At 74.4% G+C, this 22,191-nt stretch carries 20 protein-coding genes; 14 read left to right on the forward strand and 6 right to left on the reverse strand.

What is annotated here, in order from left to right:
* Positions 1-2 precede the first annotated feature (2 nt).
* Entirely contained in the window at positions 3-914 is a 912-nt protein-coding gene (gene miaA / locus Aru02nite_RS28025) for a tRNA (adenosine(37)-N6)-dimethylallyltransferase MiaA (RefSeq protein WP_203662680.1), read from the reverse strand.
* Entirely contained in the window at positions 911-1,615 is a 705-nt protein-coding gene (locus tag Aru02nite_RS28030; RefSeq protein ID WP_203662681.1) for a class III extradiol ring-cleavage dioxygenase family protein, read from the reverse strand. Before Aru02nite_RS28030 ends, miaA begins: the two co-directional genes overlap by 4 nt.
* A 219-nt stretch (positions 1,616-1,834) precedes the next feature.
* On the opposite strand from Aru02nite_RS28030, the gene Aru02nite_RS28035 reads away from it, so the two are divergent.
* The 4 genes from Aru02nite_RS28035 (at position 1,835) to Aru02nite_RS28050 (ending at position 7,861) form a co-directional block, all read left to right on the forward strand.
* Positions 1,835-3,055: a DUF349 domain-containing protein gene (locus tag Aru02nite_RS28035; RefSeq protein ID WP_203662682.1), complete on the forward strand. Its 1,221-nt coding sequence runs from the start codon at positions 1,835-1,837 to the stop codon at positions 3,053-3,055.
* A gap of 96 nt (positions 3,056-3,151) precedes the next feature.
* On the forward strand, positions 3,152-3,907 hold the full coding sequence (locus Aru02nite_RS28040) for a tyrosine-protein phosphatase (RefSeq protein WP_203662683.1): 756 nt from the start codon (positions 3,152-3,154) through the stop codon (positions 3,905-3,907).
* 10 nt (positions 3,908-3,917) lie between these two features.
* Positions 3,918-4,946 (forward strand): LacI family DNA-binding transcriptional regulator, encoded by a 1,029-nt coding sequence (locus Aru02nite_RS28045; protein WP_203662684.1) that lies wholly within the window; start codon positions 3,918-3,920, stop codon positions 4,944-4,946.
* A 395-nt stretch (positions 4,947-5,341) separates the two neighbouring features.
* Positions 5,342-7,861, forward strand: coding sequence for a carbohydrate-binding protein (locus Aru02nite_RS28050; protein WP_203662685.1), 2,520 nt, complete (start codon positions 5,342-5,344; stop codon positions 7,859-7,861).
* A 40-nt stretch (positions 7,862-7,901) separates the two neighbouring features.
* Here Aru02nite_RS28050 and Aru02nite_RS28055 read toward each other — a convergent pair whose 3' ends face one another.
* Entirely contained in the window at positions 7,902-8,312 is a 411-nt protein-coding gene (locus Aru02nite_RS28055; protein WP_203662686.1) for a guanyl-specific ribonuclease, read from the reverse strand.
* A 14-nt stretch (positions 8,313-8,326) separates the two neighbouring features.
* Here Aru02nite_RS28055 and mptB point away from each other — a divergent pair, with 14 nt between their 5' ends.
* Positions 8,327-9,808 carry a polyprenol phosphomannose-dependent alpha 1,6 mannosyltransferase MptB gene (mptB, locus tag Aru02nite_RS28060; protein ID WP_203662688.1) on the forward strand — a complete coding sequence of 494 codons (1,482 nt, stop codon included), beginning with the start codon at positions 8,327-8,329 and terminating at the stop codon, positions 9,806-9,808.
* Here the strand turns inward: mptB and Aru02nite_RS28065 are convergent.
* Positions 9,777-10,124, reverse strand: a complete 348-nt coding sequence (locus Aru02nite_RS28065; protein WP_239076999.1) for an Rv2175c family DNA-binding protein — start codon at positions 10,122-10,124, stop codon at positions 9,777-9,779. The two genes, mptB and Aru02nite_RS28065, sit on opposite strands and share 32 nt — an antisense overlap.
* 308 nt (positions 10,125-10,432) lie before the next feature.
* Here Aru02nite_RS28065 and Aru02nite_RS28070 point away from each other — a divergent pair, with 308 nt between their 5' ends.
* The 5 genes from Aru02nite_RS28070 (at position 10,433) to Aru02nite_RS28090 (ending at position 15,907) form a co-directional block, all read left to right on the forward strand.
* On the forward strand, positions 10,433-10,975 hold the full coding sequence (locus Aru02nite_RS28070) for a hypothetical protein (protein WP_203662690.1): 543 nt from the start codon (positions 10,433-10,435) through the stop codon (positions 10,973-10,975).
* Positions 10,976-11,101: 126 nt separating this feature from the next.
* Positions 11,102-11,902 carry a class I SAM-dependent methyltransferase gene (locus Aru02nite_RS28075; protein WP_203662692.1) on the forward strand — a complete coding sequence of 267 codons (801 nt, stop codon included), beginning with the start codon at positions 11,102-11,104 and terminating at the stop codon, positions 11,900-11,902.
* Positions 11,903-11,990: 88 nt separating this feature from the next.
* Positions 11,991-13,823 carry a Stk1 family PASTA domain-containing Ser/Thr kinase gene (gene pknB / locus Aru02nite_RS28080; protein ID WP_203662694.1) on the forward strand — a complete coding sequence of 611 codons (1,833 nt, stop codon included), beginning with the start codon at positions 11,991-11,993 and terminating at the stop codon, positions 13,821-13,823.
* Complete coding sequence (locus Aru02nite_RS28085; protein WP_203662696.1) at positions 13,823-14,659, forward strand: deoxyribonuclease IV; 837 nt, start codon at positions 13,823-13,825, stop codon at positions 14,657-14,659. Before pknB ends, Aru02nite_RS28085 begins: the two co-directional genes overlap by 1 nt.
* Positions 14,660-14,764: 105 nt before the next feature.
* The gene (locus Aru02nite_RS28090) at positions 14,765-15,907 is read left to right on the forward strand and encodes a GDSL-type esterase/lipase family protein (protein WP_203662698.1); all 1,143 of its coding nucleotides are present in this window, start codon (positions 14,765-14,767) and stop codon (positions 15,905-15,907) included.
* 352 nt (positions 15,908-16,259) lie between these two features.
* On the opposite strand, the gene Aru02nite_RS28095 is transcribed toward Aru02nite_RS28090, so the two are convergent.
* Positions 16,260-17,261: a threonine aldolase family protein gene (locus Aru02nite_RS28095; protein ID WP_203662700.1), complete on the reverse strand. Its 1,002-nt coding sequence runs from the start codon at positions 17,259-17,261 to the stop codon at positions 16,260-16,262.
* 49 nt (positions 17,262-17,310) lie between these two features.
* Between Aru02nite_RS28095 and Aru02nite_RS28100 the strand changes: the two genes are divergently transcribed.
* Positions 17,311-17,799, forward strand: coding sequence for a hypothetical protein (locus tag Aru02nite_RS28100; RefSeq protein WP_203662702.1), 489 nt, complete (start codon positions 17,311-17,313; stop codon positions 17,797-17,799).
* A complete protein-coding gene (locus tag Aru02nite_RS28105) occupies positions 17,796-18,245 on the forward strand; it encodes an ester cyclase (protein WP_203662704.1) in 450 nt (149 codons plus the stop codon). The genes Aru02nite_RS28100 and Aru02nite_RS28105 overlap by 4 nt, the downstream gene beginning before the upstream one ends.
* Before the next feature lie 42 nt (positions 18,246-18,287).
* Here the strand turns inward: Aru02nite_RS28105 and Aru02nite_RS28110 are convergent, their stop codons facing one another.
* Positions 18,288-19,691 (reverse strand): class II 3-deoxy-7-phosphoheptulonate synthase, encoded by a 1,404-nt coding sequence (locus Aru02nite_RS28110; RefSeq protein ID WP_203662706.1) that lies wholly within the window; start codon positions 19,689-19,691, stop codon positions 18,288-18,290.
* A gap of 153 nt (positions 19,692-19,844) precedes the next feature.
* Between Aru02nite_RS28110 and Aru02nite_RS28115 the strand changes: the two genes are divergently transcribed.
* Together Aru02nite_RS28115 and Aru02nite_RS28120 are read left to right on the forward strand one after the other, a co-directional pair.
* Positions 19,845-21,446, forward strand: a complete 1,602-nt coding sequence (locus tag Aru02nite_RS28115) for an MFS transporter (protein ID WP_203662707.1) — start codon at positions 19,845-19,847, stop codon at positions 21,444-21,446.
* Positions 21,436-22,035 carry an acyl-CoA-like ligand-binding transcription factor gene (locus Aru02nite_RS28120; RefSeq protein WP_203662708.1) on the forward strand — a complete coding sequence of 200 codons (600 nt, stop codon included), beginning with the start codon at positions 21,436-21,438 and terminating at the stop codon, positions 22,033-22,035. The genes Aru02nite_RS28115 and Aru02nite_RS28120 overlap by 11 nt, the downstream gene beginning before the upstream one ends.
* Positions 22,036-22,191 lie beyond the last annotated feature (156 nt).

Consider the following 22,191-nt stretch of genomic DNA (forward strand, 5'->3'; position numbering starts at 1 on the left):
TATCAAGATCTGTCGGTTATGCACGCGAGAGCGGCGTCCACGAGATCCGGCCGGGTCGCGTCCAGCCACACGATCTGCCGGTCCCGCCGGAACCACGACCGCTGCCGCCGCACGAACCGCTTCGTCGCCCGCACGGTCTCCTCGCGCGCCGTGTCCTCCGTCAGCTCACCGTCCAGGAACCGCAACACCTGCTGGTATCCCAGCGCCCGGCTCGCCGTACGCCCCGCGCGCAGGCCCTGCTCGGCCAGCGTCCGTACCTCCTCGACGAAGCCGGCCGCCCACATCCGGTCCACCCGCGCCGCGACCCGCTCGTCCAGCAGCTCCGGCGGGCAGTCCAGGCCGATCCGGACCGCGTCGTACACCGGGGCGGCGCCCTCGGGCAGCGTCGCGGCGAACGGGCCGCCCGTCAGCGCCAGCACCTCCAGCGCCCGGACGATCCGGCGCCCGTTGCTCGGCAGGATGTTCGCCGCCGCGGCCGGATCCCGCGCCGCGAGCCGCTCGTACAGCGCGGCCGGGCCGACGCGCGCCAGCTCCGCCTCCAGCTCCGCGCGCAGTACCGGATCGGTGCCCGGGAACTCGAACGCGTCCAGCACCGCCCGCACGTACAGCCCGGACCCGCCCACCAGCACCGGCGTACGCCCAGCCGCCAGCAACCGGTCCAGCACCGCCCGCGCCAACCCCTGGTACGCCGCGACGCTCGCCGGCTCCGTCACCGGCCAGATGTCCAGCAGGTGGTGCGGCACCCCGCCGGCCTCCGCCGCGGTCACCTTCGCCGTCCCGATGTCCATCCCCCGGTACAGCTGCATCGAGTCGGCGTTCACCACCTCGCCGGACAGCGCCCGCGCCAGCGCGACACCCAGCGCCGACTTGCCCACCGCCGTCGGGCCCACCACCGCCACCGGCCGCACCCTCATGCCGGCACCCACGTCGCCACCAGGTACGTCACCTCGGCGGGGGTGCCCGCGTACCGGACCTCGGCCACGTACCGGCGGTTGCCGAGCGCACCGGCCAGTACCTGCCAGGCGGCGCGGCCGGCGGCGTCCACCCGGGTGGCGAGATCCGGGTCCAGACCCAGCAGCGCCGCGGGATCGCCGGAACCGACCGCGGCGAGCGCGGACGCGTCGTACCGGTCGGCGTCGGGGTCGGCCGCGCCCGGCGCCGCCACCGCCCGCCGGGCCGCCGCGTCGCCCATGGCCAGCAGGCCGACCCGCCGCGCGCCGCTGCGGGCGGCCAGCTCCCGGCCGATCGCCGCGCACTCCGCCGGCGCGAGGTCGACCGGCACCGTGAACGCGCGCCGGCGCACCCCCGTACGGCGCAGCAGCCAGGCGCCCACCAGTACGGACAGATCGGTGAACGTCCGCCCGGTGCCGGTTCCGCCGAGCCCGACCGGTACGTCCCGCCCGTACCCGGCGAACGTGCCGCGGTCGTCCGCCTCCCAGACCGTACGGTCCGCGCCGGCGCCGAGGATCCAGACCTCCTCGACACCCGGGTCGAGCAGCGCCCGGACCGCCGCACCGGCCGCGGCCCGTACCTCGGCGAGGTCGGCGGCACCGCCCGTGGCGAGCTCCGGGACGAGCAGGGGCGGGTGCGGGCAGACGGCGGCGGAGACGATCACGCGGACCACGGTAGCGGCCCCGCCGGTACGACCCCGGGTCGGCGACGCGCGGTCGTCCGACGCGGCGATCAGATCACGGTTCGGCTTCGACCGGTTCCCGAGGGGCTGGACAGACCTGTGACAATGCTCCGAGACACACGAGACTCATGGGCCGGTCGAGCCGGCCGGCGGACCGGGGCACGCGGCACCGGACCGGAAGGAACCTGAAGGTGGATTTCGATGAGCGGTGACGGGCGCGACTGGACGACATTCGGTCGGGTCGACGCGAACGGCACGGTCTACGTCAAGACGGCGGCCGGTGAACGGCCGGTCGGTTCCTGGCAGGCCGGGACGCCCGAGGAAGGGCTCGCGCTGTTCGCCCGTCGGTTCGCCGACCTGGTGACCGAGGTCGACCTGCTGGGCAGCCGGCTCGCCTCGGGCAAGGCGGACGCGAGCCACTCGGCGGCCACCATCCGCCGGCTGCGCAACGAGCTGTCCACCGCGCACGTGGTGGGCGACATCGACATGCTGTCCGGCCGGCTCGACGAGCTGGCCGTGGTCGCCCAGAAGAAGGCCGAGGAGGCCAAGGCCGCGCGCGAGGCGGCCAAGGTCGAGGCCGTCGAGCGCAAGCAGGCGCTGGTCGTCGAGGCGGAGCACATCGCGACCGACTCCACCCAGTGGAAGGCGGCCGGCGACCGGCTCAAGGAGATCCTCGACGAGTGGAAGACCATCCACGGCGTCGACCGCAAGACCGACGGCGAGCTCTGGAAGCGGTACTCGGCGGCCCGGGACGCGTTCGCCCGCCGCCGCGGAACGCACTTCGCCAGCCTGGACGCGAGCCGTAAGGAGGTCCAGTCGGTCAAGGAGCAGCTGGTCGCCGAGGCCGAGTCGCTGGCGAACTCCGAGGACTGGGCGCAGACCGCGGCGCGGCTCAAGCAGCTGATGGCCGACTGGAAGGCCGCCGGGCGCGCCTCCAAGGAGTCCGAGCAGCGGCTGTGGGACCGGTTCCGGAGCGCGCAGGACACGTTCTTCTCGCGCCGCAGCGAGGTGTTCAGCGCGCGGGACGCGGAGTACCAGGGGAACCTGACGGCGAAGCGGGAGCTGCTCGCCGAGGCCGAGGCGCTGGACGTGGACGCCGATCCGAAGGCCGCGCAGCAGAAGCTGCGGGAGATCCAGGGCCGCTGGCACGAGATCGGCCGGGTGCCGCGGGAGGCCGTGTCGGGGCTGGAGCGCCGGCTGCGGGCCGTGGACGAGAAGGTACGGGCGGCCATGGACACCGCCTGGCGGCGTACGCCGATCGAGCAGAACCCGCTGCTGGCGCAGATGCGCGAGCAGGTCGCCGAGGCCGAGCAGCGGCTGGAGCGGGCGAAGGCGGCGGGCGACACCCGGCGGATCAAGGAGGCCGAGGAGTCGCTGGCCGGCAAGCGCCGGTTCCTGGAGTTGGCCGAGCACACCGGCTGACGACCGACACGCGAGACCCCGCCGCGCGCCGGGGCACCGGACCACCCGGGGCCTCGGCGCGCGGCCTTGTCACAACCGGCGGGTACGTTGATCCGCATGGATACGGGTCGATGTGTCACGTTCTCGGCGGTGTTCAACTTCCGTGACCTGGGTGGGTACGAAGCGGCCGACGGGCGGAGCGTCCGGTCCGGCCTGGTGTACCGGGCGGACGGGCTGCACCGGCTGACCGGCGCCGACGTGGACCGGTTCGCCGGGCTGCGCGTGCGCCGCGTCATCGACCTGCGCCGGGCCGACGAGGTCGGCACGTACGGTCGGGTGCCGGAGGTGCCGGGCCTGACGTACCACAACGTGTGCCTGCAGACGACCGCGTGGACCGCGACCGACGTCCGGCCGGGCGCGATGGCCGAGTACCTGGCCGCGCGGTACGGAGAGATCGCCGACGAGGCGGTCGGCGGGGCGATGGGCACGGTGCTGCGGCTGATCGCCGACGACACGCCCGGCGGCACGGTGTTCCACTGCATGGCCGGCAAGGACCGCACCGGCGTCGTCGCGGCCGTCCTGCTGGCCCTGCTCGACGTGCCCGACGAGACGATCGCCGCGGACTACGCGCTCAGCCAGGCCGCCGAGGAGCAGTACTTCGCGTGGCGGGCGAGCCAGCGGCCGGACGCGCCGGCGCCCACCGGTACGGGGGACGCGGCGCCGGCGGAGGCGATCCTGACGTTCCTCGCCGGCCTGCGCACCCGGTACGGATCGGTCGCCGGGTACGCGGAACGGGCCGGGGCGGACCGCGCCGTCCGGGCGGCCCTGCGCGCCCGGCTGCTCGTCGACACGGAGCCGGCCGCCGCCGACTAGGGTTGCCGGCGTGGGGCGGGAACCGCGGCGGGCGCCGACGATCGCCGACGTGGCACGCCTCGCCGGGGTGTCCACCGGCGCGGTGTCGTACGCGATGAACGGGCGGCCCGGCGTCAGCGACCGCACCCGGGAGCGGATCCGGCGGGCCGCGGCCGAGCTGGGCTGGGAGCCGAGCAGCAACGCGCGGGCGCTGATGCGGCAGCGGGTGCAGGCGGTCGGGCTGGTGCTCGCCGCCACCCACCTGCTCGACGGCAACGACTTCTTCGCGCCGTTCGTGACCGGCGTGGAGCAGGCGCTGTCGGCCCGGGAGTACGCGCTGCTGCTGCGCGCGGTGGGCAGCGGGCAGGACGCGGAGGTCCGGGCGTACCAACGGATGTGGCAGCAGCACCAGGTCGACGGCGTACTCGTGGCGGACGTCCGGGAGCCGGACCCTCGGCTGCGGTTCCTGGCCGAGACGGGCATGCCGGCGGTGGTCGTCGACCGGCTCGACCCGGCCGCCGGCTTCCTCACCCTCGACTCGAACCACGCGGCCGGGGTGGCCCGCGCGGTGCGGCATCTGGTCGGGCTGGGCCACCGGCGGATCGCGTTCGTGGGCGGTCCGGCCGTCCTGCGACACGTCGCCGACCGCCGCGCCGCCTGGCAGGAGACGCTCGCCGGCGCCGGCCTGCCGCCCGGTCCCGCCGTCCACGACGACGCCACCGAACTCGGCGGCGCCCGCGCCACCCGCGCCGTCCTCGCCGCCACCCCGCGCCCCACCGCCGTCGTGTACGCCTCGGACCTGATGGCCATCGCCGGACTCGGCGCCCTGCGCGACGCCGGACTGCGGGTGCCGGCCGACGTGTCCGTCGTGGGCTTCGACGACGTACGGCTCGCCGCGCACCTGACGCCACCGCTCACCACCGTCCGGGTCGACTACGTACGCCTCGGCCGGGACTGCGCCGAGCTGCTGCTCGCCACCCTGCTCGACACCCCCCGCCCCAGCCCCGAGCCGATCTCCGCCGAACTGGTCGTCCGCGGCTCCACCGCACCCCCACCCTGACCCGCCCGTCCCCGGCGCGCCGACTGCCCTGCCCAAACCGCACCGTCGGGCGCCGGTCGTCGACCGTCCTTCGTCGCCGGCGATCGGCGCCGCCAGGCCGTTTCCGCCGGTACACCGGTCGGTGGCCTCCGTTCGCCGTGCGGCGTCCCGATCGCGCCCCACACCTCGACGGTTGCAGAGTGGCTCTGCATCCCGACACGCATCAGTCCATAGTGGACGGACGGGCACCGCCGGGTCGGAATCGCCCGTGGCGGGCCCGGGCGATCGCCTCCGACTGCCCCGTCCCGGCGCCGTGACCGGACGTCCGGTACTCGGCGCGCGGTTCGGGACGAGTCTTGACAGCGACCGTACTTAAGCCCTTAAGTATGCGGAGTCGTCAACGTTGTGGAGGATGGATGCGATCCCCTGCCCCCGCCCGCCGACGCCGGCCGCAGCGCCTGGTCGTCGCCGTGGCCGCCAGCGCACTGCTCGCCGGCACGCTGGTCGCGACGGCCACCGCGCCGGCCGCCGCGGCCGACACCTGCACCGTCGGCACCGTCTGCCAGACCGAGACCGCCCAGCTGTCGGGCGGCGCGCATGCCACCACCAACCACCGGGGGTACGCGGGGACCGGGTTCGTCGACGGGTACGGGACGCAGGCGCGTCCGGTGGTCGGCGCGGACACCCGGTGGCCGGTGACCGCGGCCGGCGAGTACGTCGCGACGGTGCGGTACGCGAACGCCGATCCGGGTGACGGGAGTTCCGCCGCCCGCACCCTCGGCGTGTACGGGGACGACACGCGGCTCGGCACGCTCACGTTGCCGCCGACGGGCAGCTGGGACGCCTGGGCGACGGCGCACGTCACGGTGACGCTGCCGGCCGGTACCGGGACGGTCGGGTTGCGCTGCGGCGCGGGTGACGGCTGCATGGTGAACCTGGACTACCTGGCGCTGTCCGCGCCGGGCGCGCCGGTTCCGCAGCCGGCGGAGCAGTGCCGGCGTACGGGCGGGCTGCACGACGACGCGGGGCTGATCGGCTGGGAGGGCGACACCGACGGCGTGGTCGTCTGCCGCAACGGCTCGTTCTACCTGCGGGACGGGCGGAACACCGCGGAGGGCTTCGGTGTCGCCGCGGCGCCGACCCGGCTCACCTGGTCCACTGTGGACGGTTACCTGCCGGCGCTGGCGAGTACGTTCACGACGGCGGACGGGGCGCGGGTGACCGTGACCGACTTCGCGGACCGGGTGACGGTCGGCGGCGCGGACTACGTCGCGGTGTACAGCCGGGTGTCGGTGCACAACCCGACGACCCGGCCGCTGACCGTCGACCCGGCGCCGACCAGGGACCTGGTTCCCTTGGACCGCAACGGGAACACCGTCGCCCCGGGCGGTACGGTGCGGCACGACTACGTGGTGGCCGCGGACCGGTTCGGCGGCACGCAGCCGTGGCCGGACGCCGCCGCGCTCACCGCCGCCGGCGGGTACGACCCGCACTTCGGGCACATGAAGCGCTACTGGGACGGCCGGCTCGGGCAACTCGCCCACCTGGACGCGCTGCCGGACCCGAGCCTCGCCGAGGCGTACAAGTCGGGGTACGTGTCCACGCTGATCGCCAAGGACGGCGTGCGGCTCAACACCGGCGAGAACGGCTACGACGAGGAGTACAGCCACGACAGCATCGGCATCCTCGCCACCCAGTTCGGTCTCGGCGACTTCGACGACGCGTCGGCGCTGCTGCTGCGGCTCCGCGACCTGATCGGCGGCCAGCCGCAGTACGTCGACGGGGTCTGGAAGTACGCGTGGCCGTGGGCGGTGTACCTGGCGAAGACCGGTGACGTGGACACCGTGCGGGCGCACTTCGCGACCGAGGGACCGGCCGGGCGCAGCCAACCGTCCATCATGGACACCGCGCACCAGATCGCGGCCGACCGGACCGGGCCGGGCGGCATCATGAGGATGACCAACGACATCGACTCCAACGGCTACTGGACGATCGACGACTTCTCGGCGCTGACCGGGCTGGCGTCCTACCGGTACCTGGCGCAGCGGCTCGGCGAGACGGGCGAGGCGGACTGGGCGGCGAAGGAGTACGACGCGCTGCTCGACGCGACCAACGCGACGCTGACGAAAACCATGGGGGACAACGGAATCGACTACCTGCCGTGCTCCATCCTGGAGCCGAACACCGCCAACCGGTGCAACGTCGCCACCGACGCGAACTGGGCGGCGCCGTTCCTGTTCGGCCGCTGGAACTGGGACGGGTACCTGCTCGGCGCCCGGCAGGACGGACCGGCACTCGACGCGGTCGACGCCACCTACGCGTACGGCTTCGGCCGGATCGGCGACAGCCTGCCCGCGCACGACTTCGGCGGCTACCCCGGCGCGCTCTACTCCTCCGCCTACAACGCCGGGTACGGCGCCGCCGGCCTGCGCGGCAGCACGCACCGCGACGAGGCGATCCGGGCGTACCAGATGATGATCCGGTACACCCAGGCCGGCCCGTACTCCTGGTGGGAGTCGACGTCCGCGCCCGACCCGGACAGCGCCTGGACGGGCTCGCATCCCGGTCACGGCAACGGTTCCGCGCCGCACGCCTGGGGCATCTCCACCGCGAACAAGGCGCTGCTCGACTCGCTGGTCGCCCAGCGCATGAACGGCGACCTGCTCGTCGGCCGCGGCATCCCCGTCTCGTGGACCGGCCGGCCGGTCCGCGTGTCGAACGTGCCGACCCTCGACGGCGGGCGCGTGTCGCTCGCCATCTCGGGCACCCAGCGGCAGCTGTCCGTGACCGTCACCGGCGCCGGCCGGCAGCGGATCCTCGTCCAGCTCCCGGTACTCGCCCGCGGCGTCACCGCCGTCTCCGCCGGCACGTACGCCGACGGCACGGTGACGCTGCCCGCCGGTACCGGGCACGTGACGATCACCCTCGGGCGCTGACCCGAGCGGCCGGGCCGGCCACCGCGCCGGCCCGGCCACGTCAGCGCAACACCTGGCGGAACGTGGCGTAGTGGTCGGCCGTGTAGTACACGTCGCCGCGCTGGCCCGTGACGAGGCGGCGGGCTCCCCGGGTCGACGCGCCCGGCGTCGGCACCGTGTACTCGTGGTAGTAGCCGGTCGGGCGCCCCGGCAGGACGTGCTCCCGGTTGCCGAACACCACCCCGTCCTGCCGGTACGGGAAGGGTCCGCCGGCGTCGATGAGCGCCAGCGTCCGCCGGGCCTGCGCCGGCAGCTCGGCCGTGCGTACCGTCGGCAGGGTGGACGCCGGGGTGGCGGACGCGGTGGCGGGGCCGGACGGTGCCGGCGGGGTGGTCGCGGGGCCACCGCAGCCGGTCACGACGAGGGCCAGGGCCAGGGCGGCGATCACGCCGCGGAGCCGAACGAACGCCATGGGAGCATGGTGCCGTGTCGGGGGACGGTCGTGCGGAGCGGTACGTCGGGCTGGCCGGCGCGGTCCTGCTCGCCGCCGCGGGCTTCGGCGCGGGCGCGCTACCGGGCCACGATCCGGCCGGTCAGGCACCCACCCCGGGACATCTCGCCCACCCGGCGTACGCGGTGGGCATCGCCGCGTGGGTGTTCGGCCTGGTGCTGCTGCTGACGGCGTGGGTACGGCTGCGCCGGCCCGCGTACCGGGGGGTGCTGCCGGCGCGCTGGATGCTCGGCACCGTCGGCCTGTGGGCGCTGCCGATGCTGCTGTCCGTACCGCTCGGCAGCCGCGACGTCTACGCGTACGCCGCGCAGGGCGACCTGTACGCGCACGGCCTCGACCCGTACCAGGTGGGACCGTCGGCGCTGCCGTCGCGCTGGCTGGCCGAGATGTCGCCGTCCTGGCGCGACAACCCCGTGCCGTACGGGCCGCTGGCGCTGCTGGTGACCCGGCTCGCCGCGCTGTCCGGCAACCTGACCGTGGCGCTGGTCGTACTCCGGCTCGCCGCCCTGCTCGGCGTGCTCCTGCTGGCGGCGTACCTGCCGCGGCTGGCGCGGGCCTGCGGCGTACCGGCCGGCGCGGCGTGCTGGCTGGGCCTGGGCAGCCCCGTACTGCTGGTGCACCTGGTGTCCGGGGCGCACAACGACGCGCTGATGATCGGCCTGCTGGTCGCCGGCCTGGCGTACGCGGCGGACCGGCGTGGACCGCCCGCCGGCGTCGCGCTCGGGCTCGCCGTCGCGGTCAAGGCCACCGCGCTGGTCGCCGCACCGTTCGCGGTGGTGTTGCTGCTGGCCGCGAACCCGGCCACCGGGCGGCAGCTGGCGCGCGCCGCGGCGGTGGTGGCCGGTGCCGCGGCCGTGGCGTTCGCGGCGGTGACGGTGGTGGCCGGGCTGGGTTTCGGCTGGCTGCCCGCGCTGTCCGGCACCGAGGCGTCCGTGCAGTGGACGTCGGTACCCACCGGCGTCGGCATGGTGCTCGGCTTCCCGCTCCACCTGGCCGGGCTGCCCGGCGCCGGCGGCGTCCTCACCGTCTCCCGCGCCGTCGCCTTCTACGCGGTACTCCCGGTCGTACTGGTCGCGCTGTGGTGGCCGCTGCGGCACGGCGCGCCGACCCGTACCGTCGTGGCGCGGGCCGGGTGGGCGCTGGCGGCGCTGCTGCTGTGCTCCCCCACCGTCCATCCCTGGTACGTGCTGTGGCCGGTGGCGGTGCTCGCCGCCGCCGTCACCGACGACCGCGTCGTACGCACGCTGACCGTGCTGCTCGTCGTCCTCACCGTCCTCGTACTCCCGGACGGGTTCAACCTGGCGCGGGTGACGGCCCCGGTCGGTGCCCCGCTGGACGTGGCGGTGGTGGTCTGGTTCGCGGTGGTCGGGCTGCGGCGGATCCGGGGTGACGGCCGGATGAGGATCGTCACCCCGTCGGTCACCCTCAGAAACCGAGCGCCTGGGCCCGACGCTTGACCTCGGTCGCCCGGTTGTCACCGAGCGCTTCCGCGGGGACACCCGGGAGTGAATCATCCGGCGTGTAGAGCCACCGGAATGCCTCCTCGTCGTTGTACCCCGCGTCGTGCAGCAGGGTGAGAACTCCGGGAAGGTGCTTCAGCGTGGTGGGCGAGCCGACCAGCTCGACCGGTGTCCGCAGGACACCGTCCTTCCGCAGCGCCAGGAGCCTGCCTTCACGCACCAACTGCCGCACCCGGTTCACGGGCATGTCGAGTCGTTCGGCGACGTCGGGGAGGGCCAGCCACTCGGCCGGCTCGTTCGGCGTTTCGGTCACCCGCACAGACTGCCACGTCCGCGTGGGATTCCCAGCGAGGCCCGCCGACCGCTATCGTCACTCCGGACGAATCCGGCGTCCGTCGTTCCGGTACATTCCCGGCACGGTCGGGGCGGTCCACGCCGCCCCGGGAGGCTCGGGTACGACGGCCGGTGCGCACCGGCCGGTCCCGCCGTCGGAGCCTCCGACCGGGCCGGGCAACCCCGGATCCTGACCACCGACCGCGGTCACCGGAGATGGCCGCGGCACACGTTCGGCGCCGACCCCGTACCACCCCTGCACGGGTCGACGCCGGAGAGAGGAACCAGGTGAGTTTCTGGCAGGCAGCACGCCGCGAGGCGTCCGGTGCGCTGCGATCCTTCCGGTACGACTTCGTCCAGGTCCTGCTCGGTCAGCGCGGCTCCCGCCGGGTCCTGGCCGTCACGGGCCTGACGGCACTGGTGGCCGCCGGGGGCGTGGGGACGGCGTTCGCGGTCGCGGACGGCCGGCCGGCGGCACCGCAGGCGGGTGACCGGCCCGCCGTCGTGAACAGCGCCCCGGCCGGTGGCCCGGTCTCCGACACCGGCGGCCCGGGCCCGACGTCCGGTGGCATGAGCAGTTCCCCGAGCAGTTCGGCCTCGCCGTCGCCCGAGGGGCCGTCGCCGACCGGTGGCGACCCGGGTCGTACGCCGAGCCCGCGGCCGAGCCGCGGCGGGGGCGGTGAGCCGACGCCGGGCCCCGGTCCGACCTCGTCGAAGCCGAGCCCGCCGCCGACGCACAAGCCGCCGACGCACAGCCCGAGCCCGACGCCGGACTCGCCGAGTCCGACACCGAGTTCGCCGCCGGACAGCGTCTCGCCGTCCGCGGAGTGACACCGACAGGGCCCGTCCCGTACGCGGGGGCGGGCCCTGTCGCGTGCCCGCCCCCGCCGGGCTGCCGGGTCGGCGACCTCTCGGGCCGGGGTGCACAAGGGCCTGGGGCGCATAGGGTCTGGGGTCATGGAGCACCTCACCGCGCGGGACGTCCTGGTCGGCGAGTCGTACCGGGACGGGCGCAACCTCGACACCCGGCGCTCGATCTACCGGTACCGGACGCCGCACCTGGACCTGGTCGGCGCGGTACTGGCCGAGCTGCCGGCGCGTACCGGGCTGGTGGTGGACGTCGGCTGCGGCAACGGCGCGTACGTCTCGCGGCTGCGCGCGGAGCGCCCCGACCTGCGCGTACTCGGACTGGACCTGTCGCCCGGGATGGCCGCAGCCACCGGTACTCCCGCAGCGGTCGCGGACGCCACCCGGTTGCCGCTGCCGGACGGTGCCGCCGACGCCCTGCTCTGCCTGCACATGCTCTACCACGTACCGGATCCGGGCGCCGCCGTCGCCGAACTGGCCCGGGTACGCGCCGCGGACGGCACGGTGCTGATCGCGAGCAACGCCCGGGACGACAAGACGGAGATCACCGCGCTGTGGCGGGCCGCGGCGTACGCGGCGACCGGCGTCGACCGGCACGTCCCGGACGTGACCGAGCACTGTTCGCTGGAGTACGCGGAGGAGCTGGCGCGGGCGGCGTTCGGCGAGGTGCGGCGGATCGACCTGGCGGGCGAGGTGGTGGTGCCGGAGGCCGGGCCGGTACTGGCGTTCCTGGACTCGCAGCGGGCGACGACCGGGCGCGGTCTGCCCGTCGACGACGTACTCGCCGCGGCGGAGGCGCTGCTCACGGACAGCATCGCGCGAACCGGGTCGTACCGGTTCACCAGTCACGTCGGGATCCTGGTGTGCCGGAGCGGGCCGGACGGGCACTGACCGGACACCGTTCGGCGCCGCAACACGGACAAACGTCCGGCGGCGGGCGTGTCGGGCACGGGCCGCGGGGACCGTAGACTCGCGGGCGATGGACCAGACCGCGACCGACCCGCTCGTCGGCGACCTGCTCGGCGACCGGTACCGGATCACCGGCCGGATCGCCCGGGGCGGCATGGCCACCGTGTACACCGCGGTGGACACCCGCCTCGAACGCACCGTGGCCATCAAGATCATCCACCCGTCGTACGCGGGGAACGCCACGTTCCGGTCGCGGTTCGACCGGGAGGCGAAGACGATCGCCGGCCTGACCCACCCCAACGTCGTCGCCGTGTACGACTCGGGTCAGCACCGCAACCTGCCGTACCTGGTGATGGAGTACGTGCCGGGGCGGACGCTGCGCGACGTGCTCGGCGAGCGGGGCCGGCTGACCCCGACCGAGGCGGTGGCGGTCGCCGAGCCGGTGCTCGCCGCGCTCGCCGCCGCGCACCGCGCCGGCCTGGTGCACCGCGACGTCAAGCCGGAGAACATCCTCATCGACGGCCCGCTCACCGAGCCGCTCGTCAAGGTGGCCGACTTCGGGCTGGCCCGCGCCGTCGAGGAGAGCGCCGAGGACGCGACCGGCGGCCAGCTCATGGCGACCGTGGCGTACGTGCCGCCCGAGCTGGTCCGGCACGGCCGCGTCGACGCCCGCTCCGACGTGTACTCCGCCGGCATCGTGCTGTACGAGCTGCTCACCGGCTCGGTGCCGTACCGGGGGAAGGACGCCACGGAGGTGGCGTACCAGCACGTCGAGTGCGACGTACCGGCGCCGTCGGTGGCGATCGGCGGGCTGCCGCCGGCGCTCGACCGGCTCGTCGTGCGGGCCACCCGGCGCGACCCGGCTGCCCGGCCCGCCGACGCCGGCGCGATGCTCGCCGAGCTGCGGCAGGTCCGCGCCGGCGACCTGACCGGGCGTACCGTCGCGCACCACACCGTCGCGCTGCCGCAGACCCGCCGCCCCGCCACCGAGTCCGTCGAGCCGGTACCGCGGCGTCGCCGGCCGGTGCGGCGCAGCACGCTCGTCGCGCTCGCCGCCGTCGTCGTACTCGGGCTCGTGGCGGGGATCGGCGGCTGGTGGCTCGGCGCCGGGCGGTACACGCAGGCGCCGTCGCTGCTGGCGGCGAGCCGGGCCGACGCGCTGGATCGCGCGCAGCACAAGGGTTTCCACGTCCGGTGGGGGCCGGCGCGGTTCTCCGAGACCGCGCCGAAGGACACCGTACTGTCGCAGGATCCGCAGCCCGGCGACCGGATCCTGGCCGGTGGCACCATCACCGTCGTGCTGTCCAAGGGCCCCGAGCGGTACCGGATCCCGTCGCTCGTCGGCCGCGACGCCGGCGACGCCCGGGAGAAGCTCGAAGGCATGCACCTCACCGTGACCACGAGCCAGAAGTACAGCACGGCGGTGGCGGAGGGGCAGGTCGTGTCGGTGAGCCCGCGCGCCGGCACGGTCGTACGCCGGGGCGCGGCGGTGAAGCTCGTCGTCAGCCGCGGTCCCGCGCCGGCGACCGTGCCGGACGTGCGCGGGATGACCGTCGACGACGCGCAGGCCGAGCTGGACGACGCGCAACTCCAGGCCAGCGTGACCGAGAAGACCAGTACGACGGTGCCGGAGGGCGAGGTCATCAGCCAGAGCCCGGCCCCGGACACCGGCGTCGACCGGGACACCACCGTCAAGCTCGTCGTCAGTACGGGTCCGCCGAAGGTGCACCTGCCGGACGTCACCGGCGAGAAGTACTCGGACGCGAAGCGGCGGCTGGAACGGGCCGGTTTCGTGGTGCGCGGGCTGGGCATCGTCCGCAAGGACGGGAGGGTCCGGTCGCAGTCGCCGGCCGGCGACTCGGAGGCGCCGAAGGGCAGCACGATCACCCTGGTGGTGATCTGATGCGCTTCGGCGCGCACGTCTCCACCGGGGGCGCGCTGCCGACCGCGCCCGGCCGGGCCCGCGCCCTCGGCGCCGACTGCGTCCAGGTGTTCGTCGGCAACCCGCGCGGCTGGCGTACGACGGAGGTCACGGCCGAGGCGGCGGAGGAGTTCCGGAAGGCGTGCGCGGAGACCGGCGTCGAGCCGTTCGTCCACTGCATGTACCTGGTGAACTACGGCACCGCGGACGACGCGCTGCGGGCCCGGTCGATCGCCGCGCTGGAACACACCATGCGGGTCGCCGACGAGCTGGGCGTCACCGGCGTGGTGACGCACCTGGGCTCGCACAAGGGCACCGGCTTCGAGACCGGCCTGGACCGGCTGTGCGAGGCGCTCGACGCCGGGCTCGCCGCCAGCAGGCACACCATGCTGCTGCCGGAGAACTCGGCAGGTTCCGGCGACACCATCGGCTCGTCCGTCGACGAGCTCGCCACCATCGCCGACCGGCTCGGCCGCCCCGACCGGCTCGGCGTCTGCCTGGACACCGCGCACCTGCTCGCCGCCGGGTACGAGATCCGCACCCGGCCCGGGCTCGACGCGCTGTTCGGCGAGTTCGACGAGCGGATCGGGCTGGACCGGCTGACCCTCGTGCACCTCAACGACTCGAAGACCGACCTCGGCTCCCGCGTCGACCGGCACGAGAACATCGGCGACGGGCACATCGGCACCGCCGGGTTCACCGAGTTCGTCAACCACCCGGCCGTCGCCGGCGTCCCCGGCGTACTCGAAGTGCCGGGGCTCGCGGGCAAGGGCCCGGACGCGGCGAACCTGGACCGCCTCCGCGCCATGCTCCGCTGACGCGATTCCCCTCGGGTTGGGCAAAAGTACCGGTACTGGCCGTACGCCGGAACTGGGAGGATTCCGTGCGCCTGACATCACTACCCCCGAGTGAGGAGAAGGCGCATGGTCCCCAGCCCCCCGCTACGCAGACGGCTGGTCGCCGCGTTGGGCGCGGTGGCCCTCGGCGCGCTGGTCGCCGGCGTACCCACCGGCGCGGCGTCCGCGCACGACGGCCGGCCCACCGCGATCGTGTCGATGGGTGACAGCTTCATCTCCGGCGAGGGTGCCGGCGACTACGAGGCCGGCACCGACCAGCCGGGCAACTACTGCCACCGTTCCGCGAACGCCGAGGTGCACGAGACGGCGGTGCCGGCCGACGCGCAGATCAACCTGGCCTGCTCCGGCGCCGTCACCGACAACGTCGCCGCCGGCGGCACCCCGCAGAACGGCGAACAGCCGCAGGCCGACCACCTGCGGCAGGTGGCGCAGCAGTACGACGTCAAGCTGGTCACGCTGACGATCGGCGCGAACGACGTCGGATTCACCCCGCTGATCCTCGACTGCATCAAGGCGTACCTGCTGATCGGGCCGCGCTGCGAGGACAGCTGGGCGCAGAAGGTACCGGGCGGGCTGGCCGCCACCGCGTCGAAGGTGCGGCAGAACCTCGCCGACATCCGCACGGTCATGCGCGAGGACGGCTACGCCGACTCCGACTACCAGCTCGTACTCCAGAGCTACTCGTCCCCCGTCACCGAGGACAACCGGTACACGCTGACCAAGCTGTTCCACGGCTGCCCGATCCGCGACGACGACGCCCAGTGGGCGCGCGACGTGGTCGTGCCCGCCTACAGCGCCACGTACGCGCAGGTCGCGCGGGACGCCGGGGTACGGCTGCTGGACCTCGGGCCGATGCTGCGCGGGCACGAGGCGTGCGCCCGCGGCACCACCGCCGACGAGCAGTGGGCGAACGGCATCGTCATCGACCTGTCCGAGATCCGCAACGGCCTCGGCGAGAACATCGTCCGCCAGTCCCTGCACCCGAACGCGCTCGGCCACGCCCAGATGGGCCGCTGCCTCGGCGAGTTCTACGCGATGTCCGCGGCCGCCGCGCGGTGCGTCACCGGCGCCGACGGCAACGCCACCGCACAACCCGAGTCGGTCACGGCGGCCGCCGCCGCACCGGCCACCGTGCACGTACTGCCCCGCCAGCCCGAACCCGACCCGTACGCGAACCGGCGCAACGCCGCCGCCGCGCGCGGTCACTGATCCGCCGCTGCGCCGTTCCCGGTACATGCCGGGAACGGCGCAGCAGCGCGGAATCCACGCGTCAGCGGGCCCACCGGCCCGGCCAACCGCACCGCCGGGCGACCTGCCGGAACGCGGCCCCGCCGGAAACGCGACCGCGGCGCCGGACCCTCACCGGAAACGGCTCAGCCGCACCGGATCCGCGGTCGCCAGCGGATGCCTCCGCCACCGGGAGCGTCGGGGTCAACACCGCTGCCGGAAGCCGCCCAGCTGACCGGAACCGGCGCGGCCAACGAACCCCCTGTCGACGCCGAACGGCTCAACCGTGCGGGATTCCGCGCCCCAGGCCGGTCTCTTGAGCAAGCCGGAGGCGTCAGCGGGCGAGCAGACCGGTCAGTACGTCGACGGCGCGGTCGATGCCGGCGTCGTCGACGTCGAGGTGGGTGACCAGCCGCGCGCTGGTCGGCGACATCGCGCCGAGCCGTACGCCCGCGTCGCCGGCGCGCGCGACCAGTTCCGGTCCGGCCAGCGGCGCCTTGGTCAGGTCGAGCGCGACGATGTTCGTGCGTACCGGCGCCGCCACGTACTCGCCGAGCGCGGTGGCCAGTCGTGCCGCCCGCGCGTGGTCGTCGGCGAGCCGGTCGATGTGGTGGGCCAGCGCGTACCGCCCGGCGGCGGCGAGGACGCCGATCTGCCGCATGCCGCCGCCGAGCCGCTTGCGCACGTACCGCGCCTCGGCGATGCGCTCGGCGCTGGCGAGCAGCAGCGAGCCGGCGGGCGCGCCGAGCCCCTTCGACAGGCAGACCGACATCGTGTCGAACAGCGCGCCGTACTCCCGGAACGGGACACCGTCGGCGACGTGCGCGTGCCAGATCCGCGCCCCGTCGCAGTGCAGCCCGAGCGCGTGCCGGTCGGCCACCTCGCGCATCGCCCGCAGGTCGGCGAGCGGCAGCACCGTACCGCCGCGCATGTTGTGGGTGTTCTCGACGGCGAGCGCCGCGGTCGGCACCGAGTAGTACCCGCGGGGCGACACCTGCGCCTCGATCGCCGGCGCCGACAGCTCCGCCCACGTACGGGTCGTGACCCCGCCGTACGCCGCGGCGGCGCCCAGTTCGAAGCGGGCCACGTGCGCCTGGATGTCGCAGAGCAGTTCCTCGCCGGGCTTCACCAGGAGCTGCACGGCGATCTGGTTGGCCATCGAGCCGGTCGGCGTCCACAGCGCCGCCTCGTACCCGAACAGGTCGGCGACCTCGCGCTCCAGCGCGTTCGCGGTCGGGTCCTCCCCGTACACGTCGTCGCCGACCTCGGCCGCGGCCATCGCCGCCCGCATCCCGTCCGTCGGCTTCGTCACGGTGTCGCTGCGCAGATCGATCACGCCTGCATCCTGTCATGCGGCGTTCGCCGGGCGCTGCGACAACCGGTGCGTGGGCAGCGACACGGACACGCGCCGTACCCCGGTCCGGGTGTGGGTGGTCATGCCCCCGGCGGTGGCGCTCGCCCTGCTGCTGTTCGCCGGGATCGCCCTGCTTCCCGGCCATGCCGCCCTCGACGGCGGGCCGGACGCGCCGATGCTGACGGTGGTCGAGCTGACCGCGCCGGTCGCCGGAGCCGTCCTCGGCGCGCGCTCCGGCCGCCGCCGGCACACCGCCCCCGCCGCGGTCGTCTGCCGGGCGGCGTTCGGCGCGCTGGTCCCGCTCGCCGTCGTCGCCCTCGTCGCGTACGGGGCGGTCTGCTCGTCGCGGTCCTGTTCGCGCACGGCGACTGGCGGTTCTGACCGGTCGCGGGGTCGTCCGTTCCGGCCATGTGCCACCCGTTCGGCTGCGCGCCCGCGTACGGCGGCGCACGGTCGGTGGGTGGGGGTGGCCGGCGGGACCGACGCGCCGGCGCGGCACCCCCGGTGGGAGGGGCCATGACACCGGACGAACGCAAGCAGGCGATACGCCGGATGAGCGACGAGGTGTGGAACAAGGGCAACCTCGGCATCTGCGACGAGATGTACGCGGCCAACTGTTCGTTCCACATGCCGGGCATGCCGGTCGACGGGGTGGCCGGCTTCAAGGCCATGGTCGCCGACCTGCGCCGGGCCCAGCCGGACCTGCACATGAACGTGCACGAGGTGCTGTGCGACGGGGACATGTGCGTGGCCCGCTGGACCTCCGGCGGTACGCCGACCGGCGAGTTCCGCGGGATGCCCGCCACCGGCCGGTCGTACGTGATGACCGGGATGACGATGGCGAAGTTCGACGGCGACCGGATCGCCGAGGAGTGGACCGACTACGACATGCTCGGCGCGCTCCGGCAGGCCGGCATCATCCCCGAGCCGGCCCAGCAACAGGAACAGGAACACCACACGACCTGATCCGAAGGACCCGGCCCGCCGTTCCCACCGGCGGGCCGGGGATCAGCCGCGCAGCATCTCCGCCACGAGGAACGCCAGCTCCAGAGACTGCTGCGTGTTGAGCCGCGGGTCGCAGGCCGTCTCGTACCGGGTGGGCAGGTGCAGCTCCTCCAGGGCCTGCGCGCCGCCCAGGCACTCGGTCACGTCCTCGCCGGTGAGCTCGACGTGGATGCCGCCGGGGTGCGTACCGAGCCCGCGGTGCACCTCGAAGTAGCCGAGCACCTCGTCCACGATCCGGTCGAACTGCCGCGTCTTGTACCCGTTGGACGACTCGAACGTGTTGCCGTGCATGGGATCGCACTGCCACACGACCTTGGCGCCGGACGCGGTGACCTTCTCCACGATCGGCGCGAGCGCGTCGCGGACCTTGCCGTTGCCCATCCGGCTGATCAGGGTGAGCCGGCCGGGCACGTTGTCCGGGTTGAGCCGCTCGCACAGCTCGATCGCCGTCTCCGGCGTGGTGCTCGGGCCGATCTTCACGCCGATCGGGTTCGCGATCCGGGACACGAAGTCGATGTGCGCGCCGTCCATCCGGCGGGTCCGCTCACCGATCCAGATCATGTGCCCGCTCAGCGCGTACGCCCGGTCGCCGGCCACCCGCGTCAGCGCCCGCTCGTACTCCAGCATCAGCGCCTCGTGGCTGCCGTAGAGCGTGACCTGGCGCAGCTCGTCGTCGTCGGACACGCCGCACGCGTTCATGAAGCGCAGCGCCCGGTCGATCTCCCGGCCGATCGCCTCGTACCGCTCGCCGGCGGCCGAGGAGCGCACGAAGTCCTTGTTCCAGGTGTGCACGGCGTGCAGGTCGGCCAGCCCGCCCGACAGGTACGCCCGGAGCATGTTCATCGCCGCGGCGGCGTTCGCGTACGCCCGGATCATGCGCTGCGGGTCGGGCCGGCGCGCGTCGGCGTCGGCCTCCAGCGCGTTGACCATGTCCCCGCGGTACGCCGGCAGGCCCAGCGCGTCGGTCTGCGACGACCGGGGCTTCGCGTACTGCCCGGCCACCCGGCCGACCTTCACCACCGGCAGGCTCGCCCCGTACGTCAGGACGATCGCCATCTGCAGCAGGGTGCGCGCGTTGGCCAGCAGGTGCTGCTCGGTGTTGTCGACGAACGTCTCGGCGCAGTCGCCGCCCTGCAGCAGGAACGCCCGCCCCTCGCACACCTCGGCGAGCCGCGCGCGCAGCAGGTCCACCTCGTACGGAGCGACGACGGGTGGCACCGACGACAGCACCTGGCAGACCTGGTCCGCCTCGGCCGGGTCGGGCCAGGCGACGGCCTGGTCCCGCGGAAGGTCGCGCCAGGCGTCCAGCCCGAGCGCCGCGACCTCGTCCTCCGCAGCGTCCCGCGTGGTCAGCACGCTCGTCGTGGCCAGTCCCGGATTCCGAAGGTCATGCCATTCTCGCCGCACGGCGCACAGCCTACGGCGCGCGGCCCGGGCGTACCGGACCGGCCCGCTCGAACGGGACCACCGTCACGGCGCCCACCCTCCCCATGTGTTGACAGTCAGACCCTTTTGGCATCTACTTGATTTTGAGAGCTACTGTCACTTTAGGAGGCGGGCATGGCCCGGTACGGATGGGCGCGGCAGGTCACGGTCCTCGTCGCGCTCTGGCTGTCGGTCCTCGTGGTCGGGCTGGACACGATGGTGCTGAGCGTCGCGCTGCCCACCCTCAGCCGCGACCTCGGCGCCAGCACCGCGCAGCTCCAGTGGGTCACCGACGCGTACACGCTGGCGCTGGCGGCGCTGCTGCTGCCGGTCGGCCTGCTCAGCGACCGGTACGGCCGGCGCACCGTGCTGCTCGCCGGGCTCGCCCTGTTCGGCCTCGCCTCGGCGGCCTGCGCGGAGGTCACCACGCCCGCCCAGCTCATCGCCGCCCGCGCGGTACTCGGCGTCGGCGCGGCCGTACTGCTGTCCGTACCGCTGTCGATCGTGCCGACCGTCTTCCGCGGGGACACCCCCGCCGAACCGGGGCGGAAGCCGACGGGGCTGGGCACGTCCGGCGCGCTGAGCGTGCTGGTGTCCGGGATGATGCTGGGCCTGCCGCTCGGCCCGCTGCTCGGCGGCTGGCTGCTCGGCCACTTCTGGTGGGGGTCGGTCTTCCTGATCAACGTCCCCGTCGTCGTACTCGCGATGGTCGTCGTGGCGGTCGCGATCCCGCAGTCCCGCGGCGCCGCCCGCCGGCCCGACGTACCCGGGGTCGTGCTGTCCGCGCTCGGCCTCGTCGCCCTCGTGTACGCGGTGATCGAGGGGCCGGAGCGCGGCTGGACCAGCCTGCCGGTGCTCGCCGGTCTCGCCGGCGCCGCCGTACTGCTGGCCGGGTTCGTGGGGTGGCAGGCCCGCGCCCGGCAGCCGCTCGTACGGCTGGGGTTGTTCACCGACCGCCGCTTCTCCGTCGGCGTACTGGCGATGACGTTGGCCGGGTTCGCGCTGTTCGGCGTGGTGTTCGTCCTCCCCCAGTACCTCCAGGTCGTGTTGGGTACCGACGCGTTCGGCGCCGGCGTACGGCTGCTGCCGCTGATCGGCGGGATGCTCGTCGCGGCGCCCGTCGGCGACCGGCTCTCCCGCTGGACCGGCCGGCGGCTGCCCGTCGCCGTCGGGCTGCTGGTCGTCACGGTCGGCCTCGCCGTGCACTCGCGCGTGACCGTGCACAGCGGGTACGGGCTGACCGCGGTCGCGATGCTGATCGAGGGGTTCGGCATCGCGCTCGCGCTGTCCCCGGCGATGGACTCGGCACTGGCCGCGTTCCGTACCGAGGAGGCGGCGACCGGGTCGGCGCTGGTGCAGTCGATCCGGCAGGTCGGCGCCGCGCTCAGCGTCGCGGTACTCGGCAGCGTGCTGAACGCGGCGTACCGGGACCGGCTGGATCCGTCGCTCACCGGACTGCCGCCGGCAGCGGCGCACGCCGCACGCGGGTCGGTGGCCGGCGCGGTCGAGGTCGCGGTGCGGACCGGCGACACGTCGCTGCGCGCCGCGGCGGAGAACGCGTTCACGCACGGCATGTCGGCGATGCTGCTGGTGTGCGCCGGCGCCGCCGCGGTCAGCGCCGTACTCGCCGCGCTGCTGCTGCCGAACCGGGACCGTCCCGCCCCCGCCGCCGCGCCACGACCCGCGGCACCGCCCGTCGCCGCCGCGAGGCAGCACAATGGGCGGCATGAAGGCTGACCCGCCGGCCGCCGCGCCGGGCCTGCGCGAACGCAAGAAGCTCCGCACCCGGCGCAGCATCCAGCACCACGCGCTCCGGCTGTTCGCCGCCCACGGGTACGAGCAGACGACCGTGGAGCAGATCGCCGCCGCCGCCGAGGTCTCCCCCAGCACGTTCTTCCGGTACTACCCGACGAAGGAGGACGTGGTCCTCTCCGACGAGTACGACCCGATGCTGGCGGCGGCGGTGCGGGACCGGCCGGCGGACGAGAAGCCGCTGCTGGCCGTACACAACGCGATGATGTCGCTGATGCCGCAGATGGTCGCCGAGACCGCGCAGGACACCCGCGAACGGATGCGACTGGCGCTGTCCGTACCGGCGCTGCGCGGGCGGATCATCCAGGGCACCGCGGAGACCACCCGGCTGATCGCCGGCGCGCTCGCCGAACGCGCCGGCCGCCGGACCCCCGAGTACGAGGACGAGGCCGTGGCCGCCGCGTACGTCGGGGTGGCGGCGGTGGCGATGCTGCGCTGGGCCGAGGCCGACCACGAACTCGACCCCGGCGAGCTGCTCGAACGTGCCGTGACGGCGCTGCGTACCGGCCTCTGACGGCCCGCCGCCAGCCCGGACCGCCGGGTACGCACGTCCGGCCCGGACCGCCGGGGTTCCCCGACGCGGGCCGGAACGACGCAGTGGACGGCCCCCGGGAGCGGGGACCGTCCACTGTGGATGATCACGTCGGCCGGTCGGTTGTCGACAAGCCGA

The organism is Actinocatenispora rupis (genome assembly GCF_016861975.1).
Classification (GTDB): Bacteria; Actinomycetota; Actinomycetes; order Mycobacteriales; family Micromonosporaceae; genus Actinocatenispora; species Actinocatenispora rupis.

What these genes read in the sequence shown, in the direction of transcription:
- miaA (WP_203662680.1), bottom strand. Translation starts at nt 914, where the DNA reads ATGAGGGTGCGGCCGGTGGCGGTGGTGGGCCCGACGGCGGTGGGCAAG.
- Aru02nite_RS28035 (WP_203662682.1), top strand. Translation starts at nt 1,835, where the DNA reads ATGAGCGGTGACGGGCGCGACTGGACGACATTCGGTCGGGTCGACGCG.
- Aru02nite_RS28040 (WP_203662683.1), top strand. Translation starts at nt 3,152, where the DNA reads ATGGATACGGGTCGATGTGTCACGTTCTCGGCGGTGTTCAACTTCCGT.
- Aru02nite_RS28050 (WP_203662685.1), top strand. Translation starts at nt 5,342, where the DNA reads ATGCGATCCCCTGCCCCCGCCCGCCGACGCCGGCCGCAGCGCCTGGTC.
- Aru02nite_RS28055 (WP_203662686.1), bottom strand. Translation starts at nt 8,312, where the DNA reads ATGGCGTTCGTTCGGCTCCGCGGCGTGATCGCCGCCCTGGCCCTGGCC.
- Aru02nite_RS28075 (WP_203662692.1), top strand. Translation starts at nt 11,102, where the DNA reads ATGGAGCACCTCACCGCGCGGGACGTCCTGGTCGGCGAGTCGTACCGG.
- pknB (WP_203662694.1), top strand. Translation starts at nt 11,991, where the DNA reads ATGGACCAGACCGCGACCGACCCGCTCGTCGGCGACCTGCTCGGCGAC.
- Aru02nite_RS28085 (WP_203662696.1), top strand. Translation starts at nt 13,823, where the DNA reads ATGCGCTTCGGCGCGCACGTCTCCACCGGGGGCGCGCTGCCGACCGCG.
- Aru02nite_RS28090 (WP_203662698.1), top strand. Translation starts at nt 14,765, where the DNA reads ATGGTCCCCAGCCCCCCGCTACGCAGACGGCTGGTCGCCGCGTTGGGC.
- Aru02nite_RS28105 (WP_203662704.1), top strand. Translation starts at nt 17,796, where the DNA reads ATGACACCGGACGAACGCAAGCAGGCGATACGCCGGATGAGCGACGAG.
- Aru02nite_RS28115 (WP_203662707.1), top strand. Translation starts at nt 19,845, where the DNA reads ATGGCCCGGTACGGATGGGCGCGGCAGGTCACGGTCCTCGTCGCGCTC.
- Aru02nite_RS28120 (WP_203662708.1), top strand. Translation starts at nt 21,436, where the DNA reads ATGAAGGCTGACCCGCCGGCCGCCGCGCCGGGCCTGCGCGAACGCAAG.